Below are 21,745 nucleotides of genomic sequence, written 5' to 3' on the forward strand. Positions count from 1 at the left end.
GAGAGGCGTAACGTTGGTAGTAAACAATATTCCAAATCAACCGACAAGCCTCGGAAAGGCGTAACGTTGGTAGTAAACAATATTCCAAATCAACCGACAAGCCTCGGAGAGGCGTAACGTTTGTAGCTAAATTGCCCAATACGATTCAGGCAACCCTTCTTTTTTTGCAATTGATTTAGCTACTTTGCACCTATCAAACCAAACGTTTTTTTCCTTTTTGTAAAACCCTACCCGTGCAAATCCGGTTGAAGAGAGCAGAAATATTCCGCGAATGACAACACCTGACCAACTGCTGCAGATCCTGCAAAACGAAATTGAGAAGAATTCGTACGGCGAACACCCGATTGAATTATACGAGCCGATTCGGTATATTATGTCTCTTGGAGGCAAGCGATTCAGGCCTTTGATGACGCTCATGGCTACTTCGGTATATACCGACGACTGGCAAAAAGCCCTTAAACCAGCTCAGGCAGTGGAGGTTTTTCACAACTTCACGCTCATGCACGACGACATCATGGACTGCGCGCCCCTGCGGCGAGGTAAGCCAACTGTACACGAAAAATGGAACGCTAACATTGCGATCCTGTCGGGTGATGTCATGCTGATTCGTGCCTATGACTTATTACTTGACATTGAAAGTGATCGCCTGCGACGGGTACTTCAACGGTTTAATCAGACGGCAGCCGAAGTTTGTGAAGGGCAACAGCTCGACATGAATTTTGAAACCCGTTGGGATGTTACCGAAGCTGAATATTTAACGATGATTCGGCTCAAAACCTCCGTCTTACTTGGGTTTGCTCTCGAAATGGGCGGGATTATCGGGGGAGCTGACGCTCAGGCTACCACATTACTTTACGAAGCGGGTGTCAATATGGGCATAGGTTTTCAGCTAAAAGACGATTTGCTCGACGTATATGGCGATCCTGCCAAGTTTGGCAAGCAGGTAGGCGGAGATATTATTGCCAACAAAAAGACATTTCTACTAATTGAAGCCCTGGAAAGAGCCGAAGGCAAGGCTAAGGCTGACTTGGACCAATGGCTGGCCTCTGAAACCTTTGACAAAGTAGAGAAAGTTGCAGCTGTGCGCGGGATTTATGACTCACTCGGAATCCGGGATTTTACAGAACAAAAAATAAGTGAGTACTTTGCCACGGGATTCGACTGCCTCGAACGCCTCGAAGCGGAGCCTTCACGAAAAAAGCACCTGATGGGTTTTGTCCATCAGTTGGTCGAGCGGGAGGCCTGAGGAACGGTTTGTTTCCCTGGTATATTTTTCAATTTTTCCCTGTAACATGTCTCTAACGCTCATTCTCATTTTGGTTACGGTTGGCATAAGCTACTACGCCTGGCAAAATCCGTTGGTTCTCGAAAAGCTGATGCTTAATCCCTATAAAGTCACAAAAAAAAATGAGTACTACCGGTTTGTCACATCCGGTTTTATTCACGCAGATTTCGGCCATTTGATTTTTAACATGCTGAGTTTCTGGTTTTTTGGGGAAGCGATTGAGCGCTTATTTGGAATGCTTTTCGGGCAGTATGGCCAGGCTTATTTTCTTGCGCTGTATATTTTGGGTATCATCGTTTCGGATATTCCGACTTTTTTAAAGAACCGTCATAAGGCCAACTACAATTCTTTAGGCGCTTCGGGCGGTGTTGCGGCGGTACTTTTTGCGGCGATTTTGTACGCCCCACTCTTGGAAATTTGCCTGTACTTTTTCATTTGTATGCCGGGCTTTATCTTCGGTCTGCTTTTCCTGGGCTATTCATTCTACGAATCGCGACGCGGCGGCGGTTTTGTCAACCACGACGCCCACATGTACGGAGCAATATTTGGCATGCTGTTTATGGCTGCCGTGTATCCGGGTGCGGTACCAGGTTTTTTTGAGCAGATTTCGACCTGGCGTATTTTTTAATTTTTGATAAAACTGTCTGTTAAAAAGCGAGGCCTCTGCCAGATCAAATCCGGTAGAGGCCTCGCTTTTTTTGGAGGAAAATTTATGAATATTTTTTGTAAAAAATCAGGCAGGTAATTCTGCTAAAACAGTCACGCTACCTACGGTTTTATCGTTCAGATTTACATTAATTTTTGCATCAAGAGGTACAAATATATCCACCCGCGAGCCGAATTTTATAAAACCCATCTGCGTACTTTGCTGCACGGCATCTCCCTCTTTTATGTACCACCGAATCCGACGGGCGACAGCTCCGGCAATCTGACGAAAAAGAATTTCCTGTCCCTGAGCAGTTCTGATTACGGTAGTCGTACGCTCGTTATCAGTACTGGATTTAGGGTGCCATGCTACGAGATATAAGCCCGGATGATACTTAAAATATTGAACAATTCCGCTGATTGGATTCCAGTTGACGTGTACGTTCAGGGGCGACATAAAAATACTGATTTGCCGCCGTGGGCCTTTAAAGTATTCACTTTCCACAACTTCCTCAATCACAACTACTTTACCATCACATGGCGCCACGATGCGGGTTTCGTCGGTAGTTACGACGCGTTTGGGAACCCGGAAGAACTGGATAATGAGTATCAGAAAAATTACGCTAATGGCTAAAAACAGCAAATGTAGCCACTCAATAGTGGGCATAAAATGCTGAATTGCAGCATTCAGAATCAGGAGAAGCAGCGTGGCACCGGCAATAATCGTGTAGCCTTCTTTATGCAAAGTCATAGGAGTAAAGGTTTTTTCAATGGCGTAAAAGTACACATTCGATTTTTAAATCAGCAAGTCGTGGTAGTCAAAAGCCCGGCTCCATGAAAACTTCACGAGTCGGGCTTTTGTATTATTTTATGAAAACAGGCGCGAGTGGCATTTAGGCTACCACCACGCAGGTACCGCTTTCTACATCCTGCTCTACTTTCTTATATTTTACATCTTTCAGCACCCGTCCGTCACGGTATTGCACCGTTACCTTCTGATTGCGATCGGCAATTTTTATGGCCTTAACGGGTTGCTGCCGCGTGGTAGATTCCATCGGCGGGCGTCCCTCTGATGAGTTATTGTTTACCACAACTTCTTCCTCTTCGTCTCCCCGGTTGGTTTGGAGGGCGGGCGTTGGCTGACGCCGCACGGGTGGCTGTTGCACACGCTCGGGCGCTGCCTGTTCCTGCGGAATATCGGCTTTCATCAGGAACGCAATCATATCAAAATTAACCTTGCTCAGAAAGCGTTTGAAAAGCTCAACGGATTCAAATTTATAGATCAGCAACGGATCTTTTTGCTCAAATACAGCATTCTGCACCGACTGTTTCAGGTCGTCCATTTCGCGCAGGTGCTCTTTCCATTCCTGATCAATGAGCGAGAGCACAATGGCTTTTTCCATTTCCAGGATAATCTCCCGGCCTTCGGTGTCGATCGCTTTTTTGAGATTCACCACTACTCCGGCCTGACGCAAACCATCCGTGAATGGGATCATGATTTCGATAACCGTAGCGCCACGCTCTGCATAAATGGATCTTAGGATCGGCAGAGCTTTTTCGGCAATCGCTGCGTTCTTTTCCTGATAATTCCGGAAAGCCGCCTGATACAGCCTCTGCGTCCGCTCAGCAGGTTTCATTCGGCCAAACTCCGCTTCTTCAAATGGAGCTTCAATCCCCAACGTGGTGAGGGCGGCGAGTTCCAGCTCGGCAAGACTTGTGGATGTATTGGCCACAATTTCTTCGCACACATCAAAAAGCGTATTGGCAATATCCACGGCCAAACGCTCACCAAAAAGAGCATTGCGGCGGCGGCTATAAATGGCATCCCGCTGATAGTTCATTACGTCGTCATATTCGAGCAGACGTTTCCGGGTGCCAAAGTTGTTTTCTTCTACCTTCCGTTGCGCACGCTCAATAGACTTAGTAATCATGCTATGCTGAATCACCTCTCCTTCTTCCAGCCCCATGCGGTCCATGACCTTAGCCATACGATCGGAGCCAAATAGACGCATCAGGTTATCTTCCAGAGATACAAAAAATTGCGACGAACCGGGATCTCCCTGACGGCCCGAACGTCCGCGTAACTGCCGGTCTACCCGGCGACTTTCGTGGCGTTCCGTACCGATAATCGCTAGCCCGCCCGACGCCTTTGCTTCGGCAGTAAGCTTAATGTCCGTTCCGCGTCCGGCCATGTTGGTTGCAATCGTAACTGTACCCGGCTTACCCGCTTCTGACACTACCGAAGCTTCGCGCTGATGTTGTTTGGCGTTGAGCACCTGATGCCCGATTTTACGCATCGTCAGCATTCGGCTGATAATTTCGGAGTTTTCAACCGAAGTCGTACCCACAAGTACCGGTCGGCCATTTTGCACGAGTTCTACAATTTCATCAGCTACGGCATTGTATTTTTCACGTACCGAGCGGTACACCTTATCTTCTTCATCTTTCCGGCTGATCACTACATTCGTCGGGATCGACACCACATCCAGCTTATAGATTTCCCAGAATTCACCCGCTTCGGTTTCGGCCGTACCGGTCATACCCGAAAGCTTGTGGTACATCCGGAAGTAGTTTTGCAGCGTAACGGTGGCATAGGTCTGCGTAGCATCTTCCACTTTCACATTTTCTTTGGCCTCAATTGCCTGATGCAGCCCGTCGGAGTAGCGACGGCCTTCCATAATCCGTCCGGTTTGCTCATCAACAATCTTGATTTTTCCGTCCATGATGACGTACTCCACATCTTTTTCAAAAAGATTGTAGGCTTTCAGCAGCTGATTCACGGTATGAATTCGGGCTGCCTTTACGGAATAATCCCGAATCAATGCCTCCTTTTGCAGGATTCGTTCCTGTTCGTTGAGGGCCGTATTTTTTTCAATGGCATTGAGGTCAATCGCAATATCAGGCATGATAAAGAAATTGGCTTCTTCGGATTCTCCTGTCAGGAAGTCGATTCCTTTTTCGGTGAGTTCAATGCTATTGTGTCTTTCGTCAATTGTAAAATATAAAGGTGCGTCCGCTTCGGGCATCAGTTTCTGGTTTTCGGCCAGATAGATTCCCTCCGTTTCCTGCAAAATCGCCTTCATTCCTCCTTCACTCAAAAACTTTATAAGAGGCTTGTACTTAGGCATTCCTCTGAAAACCCGGAAAAGAGCCAGGCCGCCTTCTTTTTTATCGCCCGCCAAAATTTTCTTTTTGGCTTCATTGAGCAAATCCATGGCCAATTTTTTCTGAACCTCAACGATTCGTGCTACGCGTGGTTTGAGTTCCATGTACTCCTGCTCATCACCGCGCGGCACGGGGCCGCTGATAATCAAGGGTGTACGAGCATCATCAATCAAAACCGAATCGACCTCATCGACCATTGCATAGTGATGCTTGCGCTGCACGAGTTCATCGGTCGTGCGCGACATATTGTCGCGCAGGTAATCAAATCCAAACTCATTGTTGGTTCCGTAGGTCAAATCCGCTTTGTAGGCGTTGCGGCGGGCGGTTGTGTTAGGCTCGTGGCGGTCGATACAATCCACGCTCATGCCGTGAAATTCAAAAAGCGGTGCGTTCCACTCGGCATCACGCTTAGCCAGGTAGTCATTGACCGTTACGATATGCACTCCCAGGCCAGCCAGGGCATTCAGGAAGGCAGGGAGAGTAGCCACCAGCGTTTTTCCTTCACCGGTTGCCATTTCAGCAATCTTACCCTGATGCAGTACCACGCCACCAATCAGCTGCACATCATAATGAACCATCTCCCACTTTATAGGCTGCCCCATTACGTCCCAGGTACTATTCCAGTAGGCCTTGTCACCATCAATCGTAACGTGAGATTTGCGGGAGGCTACTTCGTGGTCAAAGAACGAAGCAGTAACTTCGAGACGCTCGTTTTCTTTGAACCGGCGGGCAGTTTCTTTCACCACCGCAAAGGCTTTGGGAAGAATATCAATCAAAACCTTTTCAAGTTCTTTATTACGTTCCAGAGTCAGCGCATCAATCTGCTTGAAGATTGTTTCCTTGGAATCAACATCCAGTTCTGCTTCGGCAGTTTGACGAAGTGTATCTATCTGATCGTCAATTGATTTTAATTGCTGCGCAATGTGTGCTTTCAGATCCGAGGCCTTTTGGCGCAGCGCATCGTTTGAAAGGGAGGCTAATTGAGCAAATTCAGCATTGATCTTCCCGACAAAAGGAGTTAGTTCTTTCAGATCACGGTCTGACTTGGTGCCAAATAGCTTGGTGAATAATTTTATCATGATAACAGGTAAACAAGTATATTATCTAATGGCTTAATACATAAACGTTTCAGGCAGAAACCCGACGTATGTGAAAACGTTTTCTTTCACTATTTTTTTCTATAAATAACAGACCGGAAAACGGATGAATGCCAGATTGTCAGTATAAATTATAAGTGAGATGCTGCAAAGTTAATTTTTTGCCATCAGTTTAGTAGCAACATTTTAAGAATACTGCATCAAGTATAAAGATCAAAAAAGGAATTCACCGGGCATAGTTTTTTTTGGTGAATCTTAAAAGCGGCAGAAATGCCCGATTTCTTTGTTCATTTCAACCATGTTTTTATCCATTCTTCCCTCTACGCATCCGTTTATACCAAGCACAATTGACTACTTGGCATAACCTAGTACCTTTGAAACAACAATAACGCAAAAAACCATTTATAGCCATGAATAATCGTAAATTAGTTCGCAACATGAATCAACGGGTCATTGGAGGAGTAGCCGCCGGTTTGGCCGATTTTTTTGAACTCGACGTTGTCCTTGTACGGGTTCTCTTCGTACTCGCCATCTTCATTCCGGTACCCACGCACGTGATTTTTCTGTACATCATTCTGTGGGCCGTAATGCCCAAAGGCGTACCATCACTACCTGAATATCACTCAGAAAGTCATACCCGTAGCTAATCTCTGCGGAATACATTTTTCAGAAACCGTCGCCCGAAAACTTAGGGGCGGCGGTTTTTTGTTATTTATAATTAATTTGTACTTTTACAAATGGTATGCCTGCATACTATTATTAGAATCAGCAATTCATATACTATACTAAAACCAACTTCACCTACTATGAACGCATATATTGTAGCCGGTTATCGATCCGCCGTTGGCAAAGCGCCTCGGGGAGTTTTTCGTTTTACACGGCCCGATAACCTGGGTGCTGAGGTAATCAAATACATGATGGAGCGGCTCCCGGACCTCGATCCGGCCCGGGTTGATGACGTAATTGTCGGAAATGCCGTTCCCGAAGCAGAGCAGGGCATGCAGATGGGGCGTTTTGTTTCGTTGCTTTCCCTACCTCAAAGTGTATCGGGTTTGGTCATCAATCGGTATTGTGGCTCTGGCATTGAGGCGATTGCTATGGCTGCGGGAAAGATTAACGCAGGCATGGCCGACTGTATCATTGCCGGCGGCACCGAGTCGATGTCGATGGTACCCGTGATGGGTTGGAAGACTGCTCTAAACTATGACATTGCCCACAGCCACCCGGATTATTATTTAAGTATGGGACTTACTGCCGAGCAGGTGTCCAAAGAGTACGGCATTTCGAGGGAAGATCAGGATCTATTTGCGCTGGCATCACACCAAAAATCTCTTGCCGCTCAGCAAGCGGGCCTTTTTGATGATGGGATTGTGCCAATTTCTGTAAAGGAAACCTACTTTGACAGCGAGTCAGGCAAGAAAAAGACTCGTGAATATACTGTTACAAAAGATGAAGGCCCGCGAGCCGATACTACCTTTGAAGCGCTTTCGCGGCTGCGGCCTGTATTTGCGGCTGGTGGGTCCGTTACGGCCGGGAATTCATCCCAAACTTCTGATGGTGCCGCTTTTGTGGTAGTTATGTCGGAACGTATGGTTCAGGAGCTTGGTATAAAACCCATAGCCCGCATGATGGCTTACGCCACGGCAGGTGTTGAACCTCGTATCATGGGCATTGGCCCCGTGGCGGCAGTGCCCAAAGCGTTGAAACAGGCAGGCCTCCAACTTACTGATATAGAACAAATTGAATTAAATGAAGCCTTTGCTGCTCAGTCACTTGCTGTGATGCGCACGCTGGATATTAACCCCGAGCTCGTCAACCCAAACGGTGGAGCAATTGCTCTTGGGCATGCGCTTGGCTCAACAGGCGCACGGCTGTCGGTGCAATTATTTAATGAAATGCGCCGAAGAAACCAAAAATACGGAATGGTAACCGCTTGTGTCGGTGGTGGTCAGGGAGTTGCAGGAATTTACGAACTTCTTTCCTAACACCTAAGTAAACCGATCGGTAAGGTTTTTAAGAATCTCCACGGATGTTATGGAAGCATCCTTGGAGATTTTTTTATTTTTGCTCCTCCAATCACTTAGCCCGGCATGGATGTATCCATCATAATCATAAATTTTCGTACGCCTCAACTGATCATAAATTGCCTGGCAACGATTTATGAATACACCCGTAAATATAGTTTTGAAGTACTTGTAGTCGATAATGATCCTGCGAATGGCGGAGGAGAACTGGTAAGAGCGCAGTTTCCCGACATCAAGTGGATCGACATGACCTACAATGCGGGTTTTGGACGAGCCAACAATGCCGGCATGGCTCTCGCACAGGGGCGATATTTTTTGCTACTCAATGCCGACACTTTACTGACTGACAATGTTATAGACCGCTGCATAGACCGCATGGACAGCCGGGCCGACATTGCGGCCTGTGGCGCTATGCAATACTATCCGGACGGTACGCCCATGCCCTTTTATCAAAGCTTCAATGAGTTTAGAAAAACGTTCTTCATTGTGCCTCCTTCTGGTTTTTTTCAGCGTGTTCTGGATAAACTCTTTCCCGAGCCTAGCTATTCCGATCCGGAGCAGTATGATTGGCTCACCGGAGCGTTTATTGTGGTGCGGCGTACGGTAGTGCATCAAGTTGGTGGATTTGACGAAGACTTTTTTATGTACGGTGAGGATGTAGAATGGTCTTCGAGGTTGGGAAAGGCGGGTAAACTTTGTTACTTTAAGGATTGTACATTCATTCATCTGGAAAATAATAACCCCTATCGCCGGACAAATATCTCCTGGATCAACCGATTCAGCACGCAAATGCAGGTATCTAACTTGCTGTGGGTCAGAAAACAGTACGGAGCAGTGGCGTATTTTTTGTCCATCCTTTTCAACCTTTTCATGATTCCGGTGATCTTACTTTGGAAGATTATCATAAACATCCGAAATCAGGGAAATCCTTTGGCCGATTTACGAACGCAGCGCATTTATATTAAAAAAAATCAGGTACTGCTTCGCTACTTTTTCAAAACCCTATTCAAAGAAAAATACTTGTTTAAAATAAAAGAATCCGAAAATATAGACCTCCATTTCACACCTTGAAAAATCGCATAAAAATTTTATTCTTCACCCCTTACGCTACTCGCACGGGTTCGGAGATGATGCTCCTCTATATTCTCAAAAATCTTGACAGGACTCGTTTCGATGCCGGACTCGTTAGTTTTGCCCAAGGTGAACTTCTCGATAATATTCCGGCAGATATTCCAATTTTTATCGGTCCAGGCCACTATTCACTGGCTCAGAAAGTAGCTTTTCACCTGGGATTTCACCCAATGGAGCGCTTTCTTGAAACAGTAAACCGGAAGTTCAAAGCCGATGTGTGGTATGTCAATACGGTTATGCTCGCCGATGTGATCAAAGGAGCAAAAAAAATGCAGGTTCCGGTCATAACTCATATTCACGAATTGTCGCACATGCTATCTTTCGTGAGCCGCACAGATTATGAACGGATTATTACACAATCCGATATGCTGATTGGCTGCTCAGAAGCCGTCTGCAAAAACCTGCGGGACGCAGGTGGGAAAGAAGTAAAAAAGTTATTGTCTTTCATTGATCTTAATACAATTCATTCCAAACCGGAACGAGTAACCGCTCTACGAAAAGAATGGGGGGTACAACCCGGCGACTTTGTCTGGATTATGTCCGGTACAACCTCCGAGCGCAAAGGCTTTGATCTTCTGCCCGATCTCGCAGAAATTATCAATGATCCAACGGTACATTTGGTTTGGGTAGGCAGGGCCTCTCCGGATGGCATGGTGTATCTGACCGAAAAACGGTGTCAGGGCATACAAAATACCCGGGTGCATCTGGTTGGTGCCCAAAAAGGCGACTATTTTTCGTACCTGGCTGCTGCTGATGGGTTTATGCTTACCTCGCGACAGGAACCCCTCGGTCTTGTGATGGTAGAAGCTGCCTGGCTGGGCAAGCCTATTGTTGCTTTTGACTCAGGCGGACCCACTGAATTTATAGAGCCCGGCATTGGAACTATTATCCCCAATCTCGACATGGAACAGTTTGTTCAGGCACTTGATTTCTGGCGTAAAAATCCCGGAACTTTTGACTCTGAGCGGGCGAAAAACCGTGCCAAAGAATTTGGTTCCTCCACCGGCATGGCGGCCTGGGAGACGATCGTCGACGATTTTTGTAAACAAAACTGACTTATACCTGTTATTTTTACCACCAAAAGAGATGTTTGCAGGTGGGGATAACGGTGTCGTGATCAGGAAAAAATCTTCTTTTCATAAAATAAAAATCCTTTTTTGAAGCCGGGGCATGCTATTTTTGAAATCAAGATTGGTTCATCACTAAGTCAGGGTATGGGATGCAGAAACTAGTACAAACAGTCAGGAATGGTAGTAAATCAGGAATTTGGTACCTGATTTTTGGTTTTTTTTTGCTACTGAATCCGGCAAAAATCAATGCTCAGGTACTTAGAGACGGCACCGAAAACCAACGTTATCTCGCGCTCCTTTTACTCAATCTTTCCGAAGAAAAAGACTTTGAATTAGAGGTAATCAGGCAAGCAGCGGCTGCGGGTATGAACTCCGTGGTGCTTACCATCTACTGGGACAAGGTATACCGAGCCTCACCTACCGGCCCTGGCAATTGGTCTCAATTTGACAATCAAATCAAACTTGCTACTGAACTAGGCATGAAAGTCGGCATCCGGATTCATGTCGGGCGCAACATGGCTTATCTTAACGGATTCTGGACGGAAGCCGAAAGCGCCAAAGATTATCGTCAAAATCCCCTTCGTGAAATTTATAACTATACGCATTTCAGTTTTTTACATCAACCTTCTGTTAATAAAGCGGCTGACTTTGTAAAACAAGTGACCGATCGCTACAAGTTTTTGCAAAGTGATAATAAAATGCTGTTTATGTCGGTCGTTACTACACCAACGCAGGAGGCCGGCTACCACCCTACGAATATTCCACCCGACGGCGAGTACAAAGACATGTACCTGACGGCCTACGACTATTCAGATTTTTACAAAAAGGGGTTTATTGAATGGCTCAAAATAAAATACAAAAAACTGATCCGGTTAAATTTGCTCTGGGGCGCTGAATACAAGACATTTGAAGAAGTGCTTCCACCCGTAACCCCCTGGGATACAAAAGAGTCTTTTTTTGGCAGACGAGGAAAAGATTGGTACATCTACCGGCATATTGTTCTGAAACAGTTCAATGACCTGATGATTCAGACTGTAAAAGATGTCAATCCAGCGATTCCTTATGTGCTGGAATTCGGTTCGGTCATTGACAACATGAGTGCACTACGGGCAACTTTGGCGTTCCCTGATCTGGGCCAAAAAGCGGACGGTGTTAAAATTCATGATTCGGAACAGTATGATCATCGTTGGACAATGGACGTGCTTCGGGGCAATTCACGACCGGACCAATGGATCATGAACGAAGTTTTTTATGCGGATTATCTGGCCCATTCAGAGTACTACGAGCAAATTGACGAATGCTTTGATAGTGGGGCAAAATTGGTTGCATTCGTATTATCAACCCCGGGTCATGTGGCTGCGGTACGTGAGGTCCTTCGCAATTCGGCATCCAAATGGCTAAGCCAACCCATGCAGCCCCTTGTCACTCAGGATACAGTTTCGTATCGTCTTTCCCGGATCATTGATAAAACGATACATGACTTAGGTACGTATGAGGCCTGGCGAAAGGCAGCCCGCGGCAGCAACCCGCCCCGCCCGGTTCATGTACAGCTAATTGAAGATTTGTTACAGGATGACTATTGGCTGCCGGCAGCCAATGCCGCTCCCTATATACAGAATCCTATTCCGATGCAGATTATTGCGGTTTCCCGCAATTTCACCTACCGTATCCCAACAAACACCTTTGCCGATACGGACGGTACTGTGGTTAAAATAGAAGTAGATAAAACCACGCTGCCCGCCTGGCTACGCTATGAAAATGATCAACTTATTGGTCTTCCTTCGGCACTGGGCGATAGCCGCCTGCTGGTACGGGCAACGGACGATGAGGGCGCTACCACCGAAGCTTTTCTGACTATTCGGGTTGACACGCGAGAAAACGCAAATAAACCACCTACCGTCAAAACAATGCTGGCCAATGTAGTTACGGCTCTCAACGAAAGTTTTGTTTTTACGATTCCGAAGGATCTGTTTGTAGATGACGACGGCACCGTCACCCGTATTGAAGCGAGTGAGTTACCCGCATGGCTTAGTTTTAACAATGGCGAATTTCGGGGTTTTCCGACAAAGACCGGTGAATATCGGGTAGCGCTTAAAGCCTACGACGATTTAAATGCTTTCGTAGAAATTTATTTTATCATTCGGGTAGTTGAACCCCAATTTCTGAATAATCCTCCTTTTGTTCAGGCTACTATTCCGGTGCGGTTTGCCAAGGTAAATGAGCCGTTTAGCTATGTTTTACCTGCCAATATTTTTGGCGACAGCGATGGATATATTACGCTGATAACGGCCCAAAATCTACCTTCATGGCTATCTTTTTCTCTCAACGAATTTTCAGGCATTCCGCCGGAGGAAGGAGAGTTCAGGATTATCATGCGTGCGTATGACAATGTAGGTGGATATGTCGATACTCCGCTGATTATTAAAGTTGAAATTCCGGCTTTTACTTTTGACCTGCTTCGTTCGGGACGGGCCATAGATCGTCAGTTGATTCAAAAACTTACGGATGGCGACACGCTGTCTGTTCAATCGCTGCCTGATTTAATCAATATTTATGCGTACGGAAATTTTGATTTTGATCGCGTAACCTTTGCAATGACCGGTCCTTTTAAGCATAGCAATGCCACCGAAAAATTTCCGCACGCCTTATTTCGGGACGAAAGCGGATTTGCTCCGTATATAGGTGGCTATACACTTACAGCTCAGGCCTATAAAGAAGATTCTCTCGTACTTACCAATACACTTCGGTTCAGTATTTCGGCAGGAGATTCTACCCGGCTCAATACCCCCCTTGCCGATTGGCTGGGCTATCCCAATCCATTTAACAGCGTCTTCAACATTCAATTGCCCGAAGACGAATCTCAGGCGCCCTATTCTTTCACGCTCGTTACTACACAAGGCCAACGAATCCCGATTCCGGCAAACCGGATTACCGTCCATTCAAAAATTGCCCAAATTGATGTTACAAGTTTATCTCTGTCTTCCGGCATGTACTTCGTTCGGGTCGAGTCGGCTGGCGAACTTCTACAAGTTTTCAGAGTTGTCAAGCGCTGATTGATTTATTTATAGTATTTCTGGAAAAAATAATTTGCTCAACTAATGGTATGCTTGCATACTATTAAGGAGTGTTGTATATTTGCAACTGACTGATTAGTATGCAAGCATACTACTTGAAAGAGATTCTTAAAACCCAAAAAAATATAAATCATGGCACTTGTAGAAAATCAGGCCTCTATTCGCGGAGGCGAGTTTCTGATCAAAGAAACGGAAGCGGCGCAAATTTTTATCCCCGAAGAATTTACGGAAGAACAACGCATGATTGCAGACACTTGCCGTGATTTTCTACGGACCGAAGTTCACCCGATTTTGGACGAAATCGACGCCGCAAAATCTCCCGATTTAATGGCTTCTCTTATGGATAAGGCCGGTGAGTTAGGCTTATTGGGAACGGCTGTACCGGAAGAATACGGTGGATTTGGGATGAATTTTAATACCTCAATGCTCGTCGCTGAAAGTCTCGGAACGGGTCACTCGTTTTCGGTGGCTCAGTCGGCACATACGGGTATTGGCACCCTGCCGATTTTGTACTACGGCAACGAAGAACAAAAGGCGAAATATTTGCCTAAACTGGCGTCCGGCGAATGGAAAGCTGCCTACTGCCTGACTGAGCCCGATTCGGGATCAGACGCCAATTCGGGTAAAACCAAAGCAGTTTTGTCGGAAGATGGTACTCACTATGTCATCAATGGTCAAAAAATGTGGATCACCAATGGTGGTTTTGCTGATGTCTTTATTGTGTTCGCAAAAATTGACGATGGAGCTGGTGAAACGGACAAAAATCTTTCGGCATTCATAATTGACAAAGATTTTGGGGGAATTACGATGAATGAACCCGAAAAAAAACTTGGCATAAAAGGCTCAGATACCCGTCAGGTATTTTTTAATGATTGCAAAGTGCCTGTCGAAAACCTGCTTTCTACCCGTGGAAATGGGTTTAAAATAGCGGTAAATATCCTGAATATTGGTCGAATCAAACTGGGAGTTGCCGTTATTGGCGGTGCCAAAGGTTCGCTTGAAAATGCCATTCGCTACGCCAATGAGCGCAAGCAATTTGGAATTTCTATCGGTCGATTTGGCGCAATCAAGCATAAAATCGCGGAAATGGCTACACGGATTTACGCTTCTGAAACAGCCTGCTACCGCGCCGGACAAAATATTGATGATGCCATTGAGGACCTGAAAGCCAACGGCATGAGCGATGCTGAGGCTAAACTGAAAGGTGTGGAACAATTTGCGATTGAATGCGCAATCACCAAAGTCCATGGATCAGAAGTACTTGATTATGTGGTAGATGAAAGCTTGCAAATCTATGGCGGCATGGGCTACTCTGCCGATGCACCCATGGAGCGCGCCTATCGTGACTCGCGGATTAACCGCATATTTGAAGGTACCAACGAAATTAACCGCATGCTGACGGTTGATATGCTGCTCAAACGAACCATGAAAGGGGAGCTTGACCTCATGGGCCCGGCTACGGCAGTTTCCAAAGAGATTATGTCGATTCCTGACTTTGGCGCCGAAGAAGAAGAAACGCTTTTTGCCAAAGAAAAAAAGGTCTTGAAAAACCTGAAAAAAGCAACGCTAATGGTTGCCGGAGCAGCCGTGCAGAAATTCATGATGAAGCTTTCACACGAGCAGGAAATCCTGATGAACGTGGCCGATATGATTATCGAAATCTATGCTGCTGAGTCGGCCCTGCTGCGGGTTGAGAAACTCATCGGAACTCAGGGAGAAGCCGCTACTGCGCTACAAAAAGACATGGCGCTGATTTACCTGCATGGCGCAGTTGACAAAGTGCAGTCGGCGGGGCGCTCGGCAATTACGTCCTTTGCCGAAGGCGATGAGCTGCGTGTGATGTTGATGGGACTCAAACGCTTTACGAAAATTGAACCGCTGAATCTGAAAGATGCCCGCCGCCGGGTGGCTGACGCCCTGTTGGCAGAGAATAAATTTATTTTCTAAATAAGCTATTTCAGGACGGAGCAAAGATATGTTTCTGTCTTAAAACAGAAACCAAGACTGTTCGGGTAATTTACCCGCGCAACTGAAAACCAATACGACTACTACGTTAGTGGGAAAGCCGATTCTGTATCAGAGTCGGCTTTTTTGTAAAAAGTAGGATTCGGTCTAAATAGCTTTTAATTTGGGCGAAACTTTACCAGCGGAGAAGTGGTTTTACAGGCAATTCTTTGACGGCAAAACGCCCTTCCGGTGGCTCCTGACTTGTAAACTATTGTTCATGAAACTTCATTCCCTTGCGCTGCGTACTACGGGGCAGTTCCCCGCTCTATTGCTGGATTACCTGGATCAAAAAATAGAATTAAAGGAGTTTTATAGTGTTCTTCCTTCGGTAGAAGGAGCCTTTGAAGCAATCAAAAACCGCCAGGAATTTGATCCCGAAAAGCGCAAAACCCTCGTGCAGGTACTTCAAAAACAGTACGAAGGCCTACCGAGCACACCCGATCTGGAACCGCTTCTTGATGCAAATACATTTACCGTAACAACCGGTCATCAACTCAATATCTTTACCGGACCGCTGTATGTGATCTACAAAATCGTCACTACGCTCGCACTTGCACGGCAGCTCAAAGAGACTTATCCTGACTACAATTTCGTGCCCCTATACTGGATGGCTACCGAAGATCATGACTTCCAGGAAATTGCTTATTTTAATCTTTTTGGAAAAAAATATTCCTGGAAAGGGGACTATACAGGTGCCGTAGGGCGCCTCAATCCCGCAGGTTTGGTTACGATCCTCGACGAACTGCCTGAACCACTTTCGCTATTCAAAAAAGCATATCTTGAAAATGATACGCTGGCCAATGCCGTCCGATGTTACATGCACGAACTTTTTGGTGCAGAAGGACTTGTTTCTCTGGACGCTGATGATCCCGCGCTGAAACGCCAGTTTTTACCAGTCATTGAAGACGAACTTTTTGTTCAGACCGCCGGCCCGCTTGTATCCGAAACCACCGCCCGCCTCGCTTCTTTGGGCTATCATACACCCGTTCATCCCCGCGACATTAACCTTTTTTACCTGATCAACCACAGCCGGGAGCGAATCGTACAGGTGGAGGACAAGTTTCAGGTACTCAATACCGAACTGATTTTTACCCCCGAAGAAATACGGCAGGAAATGGAAACATATCCCGAGCGGTTTAGTCCAAACGTAGTACTGCGGCCGTTGTATGAAGAAGTAATTTTACCCAACTTAGCTTATATCGGCGGACCTTCGGAAATTCCTTACTGGATGCAATTAAAGGGTGTTTTTGATCATTTCTCTGTTCCATTTCCGATGCTCATTCCCCGCAATTTTGCGCTCTATGTACCCACGGCAAGCCGCAAAAGAATGGAGAAACTGAACCTTTCTTACCTTGACTTTTTTCAGGATCGGGCATTGCTCAAAAAGACCATGATTGAGCGATTGTCTTCGCACACACTTTCGCTGGATGAACAAAAAAATAAGTTTGACGGCGTGTTGCAGGAAATTGTAGCAAAAGCACTTGCCGTAGATAAAACCATGGAACCCGCCGTATTGGCCGAGCGGGCTCGTTTATTTAATTCGCTTGAAAAACTCGAAAAACGAATCCGTAAAGCCGAAGAACGAAAGCATGGCATTCAGGTAAATCAATTGGACGATCTGCTGACTACGTTTTTTCCCAACGGTACTCCGCAGGAGCGGCACGACAATTTTCTGACCTTTTACCAGTCCAACCGTCAGTTTATTCAGGTATTGCTCGAACATTTCAAACCACTGGAATTTCAGTTTAATATTCTGGAAGAATCCTGAAAATGAAGTAATCAGGCAGATTTTCGATCAAAAGAAAAGAGTTCGGCATCTTCATTTTTCTTTTGCAATATTCCATCACGGATAATTTCGGCGGCAATCACACTGTACAAAATACCGTTTCCGCCAAAACCCAACGCAAAGTAGGTTCGTGAACGCTCATCTGTGGTACCAATAAACGGCAGACCGTCGGGTGTTTCGGCGAAGGTACCGCACCAGCTAAAATCTGTGGTAAACGGAAGATGAGGCATACACTTTTGGGCACGGCTTTCAAGTTGTTTTCGCTTTCTTGTCAGAAGTCTGTCACGCTTGCCTGCGCTTTGGAAAGGCTCGTCTTTTCCGCCAATCAACATGCGCGAATCTTCCGTTGTGCGCATGTATAGGTAAGGTCTCGCCGATTCCCAAAGCAGGCATTCGTCGGGCCATAGCGGTTTCAGGTCGGGCATAGGTTTGCTAATAATGGCATAGGTCGAATGCAGCACCGATACAGGCCGCCGCAAGTATTCCTGCGACTCGTATCCGCAGGCAATGACCAGGTATTTTGCCGAAACTTCATGACCTGTATTCAGCGTAACTTTGACGCTTCTTGCGTGATGAGTAATGGTTTCTACTGCTACGGTGTCATAAATCTGCAGGCCGCCTTTTTTCAGATCCGATTGCAAAAGTCCGTGGGTTAGCCGGAGCGCATCTACCTGCCCGCCGTTTTTGGAATAGATAGCTCCGCTTTTCTGTATTCCTGGAAATGTATCACGCATGCGGGATTTATCCCACCACTCCACGTCAATGCCTGTACGCTGTCGTGCCTCAAATTCTTTTTCAAGGTCGGGAAGTTCTTTTTCTGAGGAAGCATAGTACAGACTTTTCCGAAGAGAAAAGTCTGCCTCTATTTTTTCTTTTTTGATCAGTTCATGCAATTCTGAAATTGCTTCAATGCATCGGATGTAGCATCGTTCAGCTTTCTTTTTTCCGATCAGCTCAGTCAGTTTATGCAAATCGGTATCAATCTCATACTGCAAAAGTGCCGTGCTTCCCGAAGTGCTACCAAGTCCAATATGGCGTTTTTCTACCATAACTACCCGTAAACCGGCCTTTACAAGTGCATTTGCAATAAGAGCTCCCGTTATGCCACCTCCCATGAGGATCACGTCGGTCGTTGTATTTTCGGGTTGGTTGGGGTAGGAATGAATAATTCCGTTTTTGTAGAACCAATACGGTTGTCCGCTAAGTAAATCCATGAAAATGCGAAAGGAAGTGAAGGGTGAATTGAATCATTTTTTGAATCTTTGAAAAACAATCAGGCCAGATTTCAATGCCTTATACCAAAAGAAATATCAGAACGCAAGTGCTCAAAAAACGCAGCCAAATGCGTTTGGCGGAAAGAGAAACACTGAGCCATAAAATAGCTAATAATCTGATGGACAGACTACTGCCATCTCCTGCTGCTATAATTCATTCATTTATTTCCCATGATCTGCGACAGGAAGTAGACACGGTGCTCATTCAAAGAATAGTGGGTAGTAAATTACCCAATCTGCGTTGGGTTGCTCCCCGAATTATTCCCGGAACACGCCGTATGGAGCATTTTTACTGGAATGATTCCACGACACTCCATACGAACAAATGGGGGATTCAGGAGCCTGATCCATTGTTGGCTACTCGCGTGGAAATCCTGGATATTGACATTGTGTTGGTTCCCTTACTCGCCTGCGATCGACGGGGGCATCGGGTAGGATATGGCGGTGGATTTTATGACCGATTTCTGGCCGAATGCCGACCGGAGGTTCAAAGAATTGGACTTTCCTTTGAGCAGCCTTTGGATGAAATCACGGATGTGAGCGCCTGGGATATTCCGTTGCACGCATGCATTACACCCGAAAAGAGTTTTACTTTACCCTATTGATTTTCAAGGAAAGAGCCATTTCATTGAAAAAATCTTTGTATTTTTGCGCCAATTTTATAAAAACCATACTTAGTGTTTTATTTTAATCACTTGTAAAATGAAAATTGCAGTAGTAGGCGCCACCGGACTGGTAGGCGGCGAAATTCTCAAAGTGCTCGAAGAGCGCAATTTCCCTGTGACAGAACTACTCCCCGTTGCTTCTGAGCGTTCGGTAGGTAAAGAGATTACGTTTAAAGGTAAACAGGTAAAGGTAATTGGGTTTGAGGATGCAATAAAGGCTAAACCAGCTATTGCAATTTTTTCAGCAGGTGGGGGCACTTCGCTGGCATTGGCGCCGAAGTTTGCCGAAGCGGGCATTACCGTTGTGGACAACTCCTCGGCCTGGCGCATGGATCCTACCAAAAAACTGGTTGTTCCTGAAATCAATGCGCATACGCTGACACCCGAAGATAAAATTATAGCCAATCCAAACTGCTCAACTATTCAGATGGTACTGGTGCTAAATCCTTTGCATCAGAAATACACCATCAAACGAGTGGTTGTGTCAACGTATCAATCTGTTACCGGAACGGGCAAAGATGCCGTAGATCAGCTGTTTGCCGAGCGCATTGGCGATCACAGCATCAAAAAAGTCTATCCACACCCGATTGACCTGAACGTACTTCCTCACATTGATTCTTTCCTGGATAACGGCTATACGAAGGAAGAAATGAAAATGACGAATGAAACCATGAAAATCATGGGCGATAACTCGATTGCCGTAACTGCTACCACGGTTCGCATTCCGACTATTGGCGGGCATTCAGAAGCGGTTAATATTGAATTTAAAAATGAATTTGATCTAGCCGAAGTCCGGGCAATTCTGGAAACTACGGATGGCGTGGTAGTACAGGACGACCCCAAGAATTTTATCTATCCTATGCCTCTGACGGCCCATGGAAAAGACGATACATTTGTGGGGCGCATTCGCCGGGACGAAACACAGCCCTGTACTTTGAATTTGTGGATCGTAGCCGACAACTTGCGCAAAGGAGCCGCTACCAATGCTGTACAAATTGCTGAGTACCTGGTAAAGCATGCGTTGGTAGAAGTGACTGAAAAAGTGTAAGTTTGCACCCAACAATCTGACACCCAATAATGTTGAAAGCACCCGCTGCCAGGATCAGCGGGTGCTTTTTTTGTTTCTTCCGGAACTGATTTTAGCGATCTACTTCGCCCATCACGACATCAAGCGAGCCAATTACGGCTACTAAATCGGCCAGTAATCCTCCCCGGCTGATCTCGCCAATAACCGACAGATTATGAAAGGAACAGGCGCGCGCTTTGCACCGCATCGGTACATCTGAGCGACCGTCGGTACGAAAAAAATAGCCTAACTCACCCTTGGGGTTTTCTGCCCGCATGTAAAAATCCATGGCCTTGGGCCGGATTTTTTTGGGGACCATCGCCTGTGGATCAAAGGTTCGGGTACGGGTATGTTCTTTGGTCAGTTTTTCGAGACACTGTTCAATAATCTTTACTGATTCGGTACATTCGGCTACTCTCACCCAATTCCGATCCCAGCAATCGCCCACTGTACCTACCTCGCCTTTTCCAATCGGAATCTCAAAATCCAGGTCTGGATATACTGAATAGCCATCTACTCTTCTCAGGTCGTAGCGAAGCCCGGCACCGCGAAGAACGGGGCCGCTGCATCCAAAATTGATAGCCGTTGCCAAAGGCAAAACTCCCACATTGGCAGTACGCAGTACAAATATTTTATTTTCAATAACCAATTGCTGCAACTCGGTCAGTTTTGGTTTAAGATAGGTCACAAATTCAGCACAGCGCTCTTCAAAATCTACGGGCAGGTCATAAAACAGACCGCCAATCCATATATAATTATAGAGCATTCGTGCGCCACTCACCCACTCCAAAAGCCGCAAAATGTGCTCCCGGTCGCGCATGAGCCACAAAAAAGGCGTGTACGCGCCAATGTCCAGAGCATACGTACCGATGGCTATAAAGTGAGAAGCTAACCGATTGAGCTCAGCTACCAACACCCGAATGTACTCTACCCGCTTAGGAATTTCGTGTTCGATCCCCAGCATTCGTTCTACTCCCATTACAAACGCATGCTCGGAATTCATGGCCGCTACATAGTCCATACGATCAACGTAGGGAATAATCTGATTGAAAGGGAGCGCCTCGGCGTGTTTTTCAAAACAGCGATGCAGATAGCCTATATGCGGGATTACGTCTACCACTACCTCTCCGTCCGTAATTACTTCCAGCCGCAAAACGCCGTGCGTGGACGGGTGCTGAGGGCCCATATTCAGGATCATTTCTTCCCGACGAAGGTCGCCGGACTGGTATTTGTTAGGCTCCGAATTGGCAAGATGCCCCGGCTGAAAGTCGTATTGTAACGTAGAATTCATAAGGTACAAAAGCTCCTGTTTGAGGGGTAAAGGTACAAAGCAAATGACGCAATGCAATTAGCGCAATGACAGCTATCCTGGATCAAGTTCCAGCCCAATACTCTCAAAATGCACTTCCTTCAAGACCCGTAATTTTTATAAAAAATGGCCTTTTTTGGTTGGTAT

General features: G+C 46.1%; 15 protein-coding genes. 11 read left to right on the plus strand and 4 right to left on the minus strand.

Annotated elements, in window-relative coordinates; translation table 11 throughout:
* Positions 1 to 271 precede the first annotated feature (271 nt).
* Complete coding sequence (locus tag EZE20_RS21125) at positions 272 to 1,246, plus strand: polyprenyl synthetase family protein (protein ID WP_132121485.1); 975 nt, start codon at positions 272 to 274, stop codon at positions 1,244 to 1,246.
* A gap of 46 nt (positions 1,247 to 1,292) precedes the next feature.
* Positions 1,293 to 1,913 (plus strand): rhomboid family intramembrane serine protease, encoded by a 621-nt coding sequence (locus tag EZE20_RS21130; RefSeq protein ID WP_132121487.1) that lies wholly within the window; start codon positions 1,293 to 1,295, stop codon positions 1,911 to 1,913.
* Between the two features lie 105 nt (positions 1,914 to 2,018).
* Here the strand turns inward: EZE20_RS21130 and EZE20_RS21135 are convergent, their stop codons facing one another.
* Positions 2,019 to 2,681 carry a phosphatidylserine decarboxylase family protein gene (locus EZE20_RS21135; RefSeq protein WP_132121489.1) on the minus strand — a complete coding sequence of 221 codons (663 nt, stop codon included), beginning with the start codon at positions 2,679 to 2,681 and terminating at the stop codon, positions 2,019 to 2,021.
* A 142-nt stretch (positions 2,682 to 2,823) separates the two neighbouring features.
* Positions 2,824 to 6,174, minus strand: coding sequence for a preprotein translocase subunit SecA (gene secA, locus EZE20_RS21140; RefSeq protein WP_132121491.1), 3,351 nt, complete (start codon positions 6,172 to 6,174; stop codon positions 2,824 to 2,826).
* A gap of 428 nt (positions 6,175 to 6,602) precedes the next feature.
* Here secA and EZE20_RS21145 point away from each other — a divergent pair, with 428 nt between their 5' ends.
* The 7 genes from EZE20_RS21145 (at position 6,603) to bshC (ending at position 17,266) form a co-directional block, all read left to right on the plus strand.
* Complete coding sequence (locus EZE20_RS21145; RefSeq protein ID WP_132121493.1) at positions 6,603 to 6,839, plus strand: PspC domain-containing protein; 237 nt, start codon at positions 6,603 to 6,605, stop codon at positions 6,837 to 6,839.
* 159 nt (positions 6,840 to 6,998) lie between these two features.
* A complete protein-coding gene (locus EZE20_RS21150) occupies positions 6,999 to 8,177 on the plus strand; it encodes an acetyl-CoA C-acyltransferase (protein ID WP_132121495.1) in 1,179 nt (392 codons plus the stop codon).
* A gap of 105 nt (positions 8,178 to 8,282) precedes the next feature.
* Positions 8,283 to 9,287 carry a glycosyltransferase family 2 protein gene (locus tag EZE20_RS21155; RefSeq protein ID WP_132121497.1) on the plus strand — a complete coding sequence of 335 codons (1,005 nt, stop codon included), beginning with the start codon at positions 8,283 to 8,285 and terminating at the stop codon, positions 9,285 to 9,287.
* A complete protein-coding gene (locus EZE20_RS21160; RefSeq protein ID WP_132121499.1) occupies positions 9,284 to 10,402 on the plus strand; it encodes a glycosyltransferase in 1,119 nt (372 codons plus the stop codon). The genes EZE20_RS21155 and EZE20_RS21160 overlap by 4 nt, the downstream gene beginning before the upstream one ends.
* Before the next feature lie 164 nt (positions 10,403 to 10,566).
* Complete coding sequence (locus EZE20_RS21165; protein ID WP_132121501.1) at positions 10,567 to 13,470, plus strand: putative Ig domain-containing protein; 2,904 nt, start codon at positions 10,567 to 10,569, stop codon at positions 13,468 to 13,470.
* Between the two features lie 153 nt (positions 13,471 to 13,623).
* Positions 13,624 to 15,438, plus strand: coding sequence for an acyl-CoA dehydrogenase family protein (locus tag EZE20_RS21170; RefSeq protein ID WP_132121503.1), 1,815 nt, complete (start codon positions 13,624 to 13,626; stop codon positions 15,436 to 15,438).
* Between the two features lie 277 nt (positions 15,439 to 15,715).
* Entirely contained in the window at positions 15,716 to 17,266 is a 1,551-nt protein-coding gene (gene bshC / locus EZE20_RS21175; protein ID WP_132121505.1) for a bacillithiol biosynthesis cysteine-adding enzyme BshC, read from the plus strand.
* A gap of 11 nt (positions 17,267 to 17,277) precedes the next feature.
* Here the strand turns inward: bshC and EZE20_RS21180 are convergent, their stop codons facing one another.
* Positions 17,278 to 18,498: an NAD(P)/FAD-dependent oxidoreductase gene (locus EZE20_RS21180; RefSeq protein ID WP_132121507.1), complete on the minus strand. Its 1,221-nt coding sequence runs from the start codon at positions 18,496 to 18,498 to the stop codon at positions 17,278 to 17,280.
* 74 nt (positions 18,499 to 18,572) lie between these two features.
* Between EZE20_RS21180 and EZE20_RS21185 the strand changes: the two genes are divergently transcribed.
* The gene (locus tag EZE20_RS21185) at positions 18,573 to 19,163 is read left to right on the plus strand and encodes a 5-formyltetrahydrofolate cyclo-ligase (RefSeq protein WP_132121509.1); all 591 of its coding nucleotides are present in this window, start codon (positions 18,573 to 18,575) and stop codon (positions 19,161 to 19,163) included.
* Between the two features lie 97 nt (positions 19,164 to 19,260).
* Positions 19,261 to 20,271, plus strand: coding sequence for an aspartate-semialdehyde dehydrogenase (locus tag EZE20_RS21190; protein WP_132121511.1), 1,011 nt, complete (start codon positions 19,261 to 19,263; stop codon positions 20,269 to 20,271).
* Between the two features lie 91 nt (positions 20,272 to 20,362).
* Here EZE20_RS21190 and EZE20_RS21195 read toward each other — a convergent pair whose 3' ends face one another.
* The gene (locus tag EZE20_RS21195) at positions 20,363 to 21,580 is read right to left on the minus strand and encodes an NADH-quinone oxidoreductase subunit D (protein WP_132121513.1); all 1,218 of its coding nucleotides are present in this window, start codon (positions 21,578 to 21,580) and stop codon (positions 20,363 to 20,365) included.
* Positions 21,581 to 21,745: the final 165 nt, after the last annotated feature.

Source organism: Arundinibacter roseus, from assembly GCF_004348825.1.
Classification (GTDB): domain Bacteria; phylum Bacteroidota; class Bacteroidia; order Cytophagales; family Spirosomataceae; genus Arundinibacter; species Arundinibacter roseus.

Excerpts from the sequence above, each read along its gene's own strand:
- EZE20_RS21125 (WP_132121485.1), top strand. The coding sequence starts at position 272 with ATGACAACACCTGACCAACTGCTGCAGATCCTGCAAAACGAAATTGAG.
- EZE20_RS21130 (WP_132121487.1), top strand. The coding sequence starts at position 1,293 with ATGTCTCTAACGCTCATTCTCATTTTGGTTACGGTTGGCATAAGCTAC.
- EZE20_RS21135 (WP_132121489.1), bottom strand. The coding sequence starts at position 2,681 with ATGACTTTGCATAAAGAAGGCTACACGATTATTGCCGGTGCCACGCTG.
- secA (WP_132121491.1), bottom strand. The coding sequence starts at position 6,174 with ATGATAAAATTATTCACCAAGCTATTTGGCACCAAGTCAGACCGTGAT.
- EZE20_RS21145 (WP_132121493.1), top strand. The coding sequence starts at position 6,603 with ATGAATAATCGTAAATTAGTTCGCAACATGAATCAACGGGTCATTGGA.
- EZE20_RS21150 (WP_132121495.1), top strand. The coding sequence starts at position 6,999 with ATGAACGCATATATTGTAGCCGGTTATCGATCCGCCGTTGGCAAAGCG.
- EZE20_RS21155 (WP_132121497.1), top strand. The coding sequence starts at position 8,283 with ATGGATGTATCCATCATAATCATAAATTTTCGTACGCCTCAACTGATC.
- EZE20_RS21165 (WP_132121501.1), top strand. The coding sequence starts at position 10,567 with ATGCAGAAACTAGTACAAACAGTCAGGAATGGTAGTAAATCAGGAATT.
- EZE20_RS21170 (WP_132121503.1), top strand. The coding sequence starts at position 13,624 with ATGGCACTTGTAGAAAATCAGGCCTCTATTCGCGGAGGCGAGTTTCTG.
- bshC (WP_132121505.1), top strand. The coding sequence starts at position 15,716 with ATGAAACTTCATTCCCTTGCGCTGCGTACTACGGGGCAGTTCCCCGCT.
- EZE20_RS21180 (WP_132121507.1), bottom strand. The coding sequence starts at position 18,498 with ATGGATTTACTTAGCGGACAACCGTATTGGTTCTACAAAAACGGAATT.
- EZE20_RS21185 (WP_132121509.1), top strand. The coding sequence starts at position 18,573 with ATGCCTTATACCAAAAGAAATATCAGAACGCAAGTGCTCAAAAAACGC.
- EZE20_RS21190 (WP_132121511.1), top strand. The coding sequence starts at position 19,261 with ATGAAAATTGCAGTAGTAGGCGCCACCGGACTGGTAGGCGGCGAAATT.
- EZE20_RS21195 (WP_132121513.1), bottom strand. The coding sequence starts at position 21,580 with ATGAATTCTACGTTACAATACGACTTTCAGCCGGGGCATCTTGCCAAT.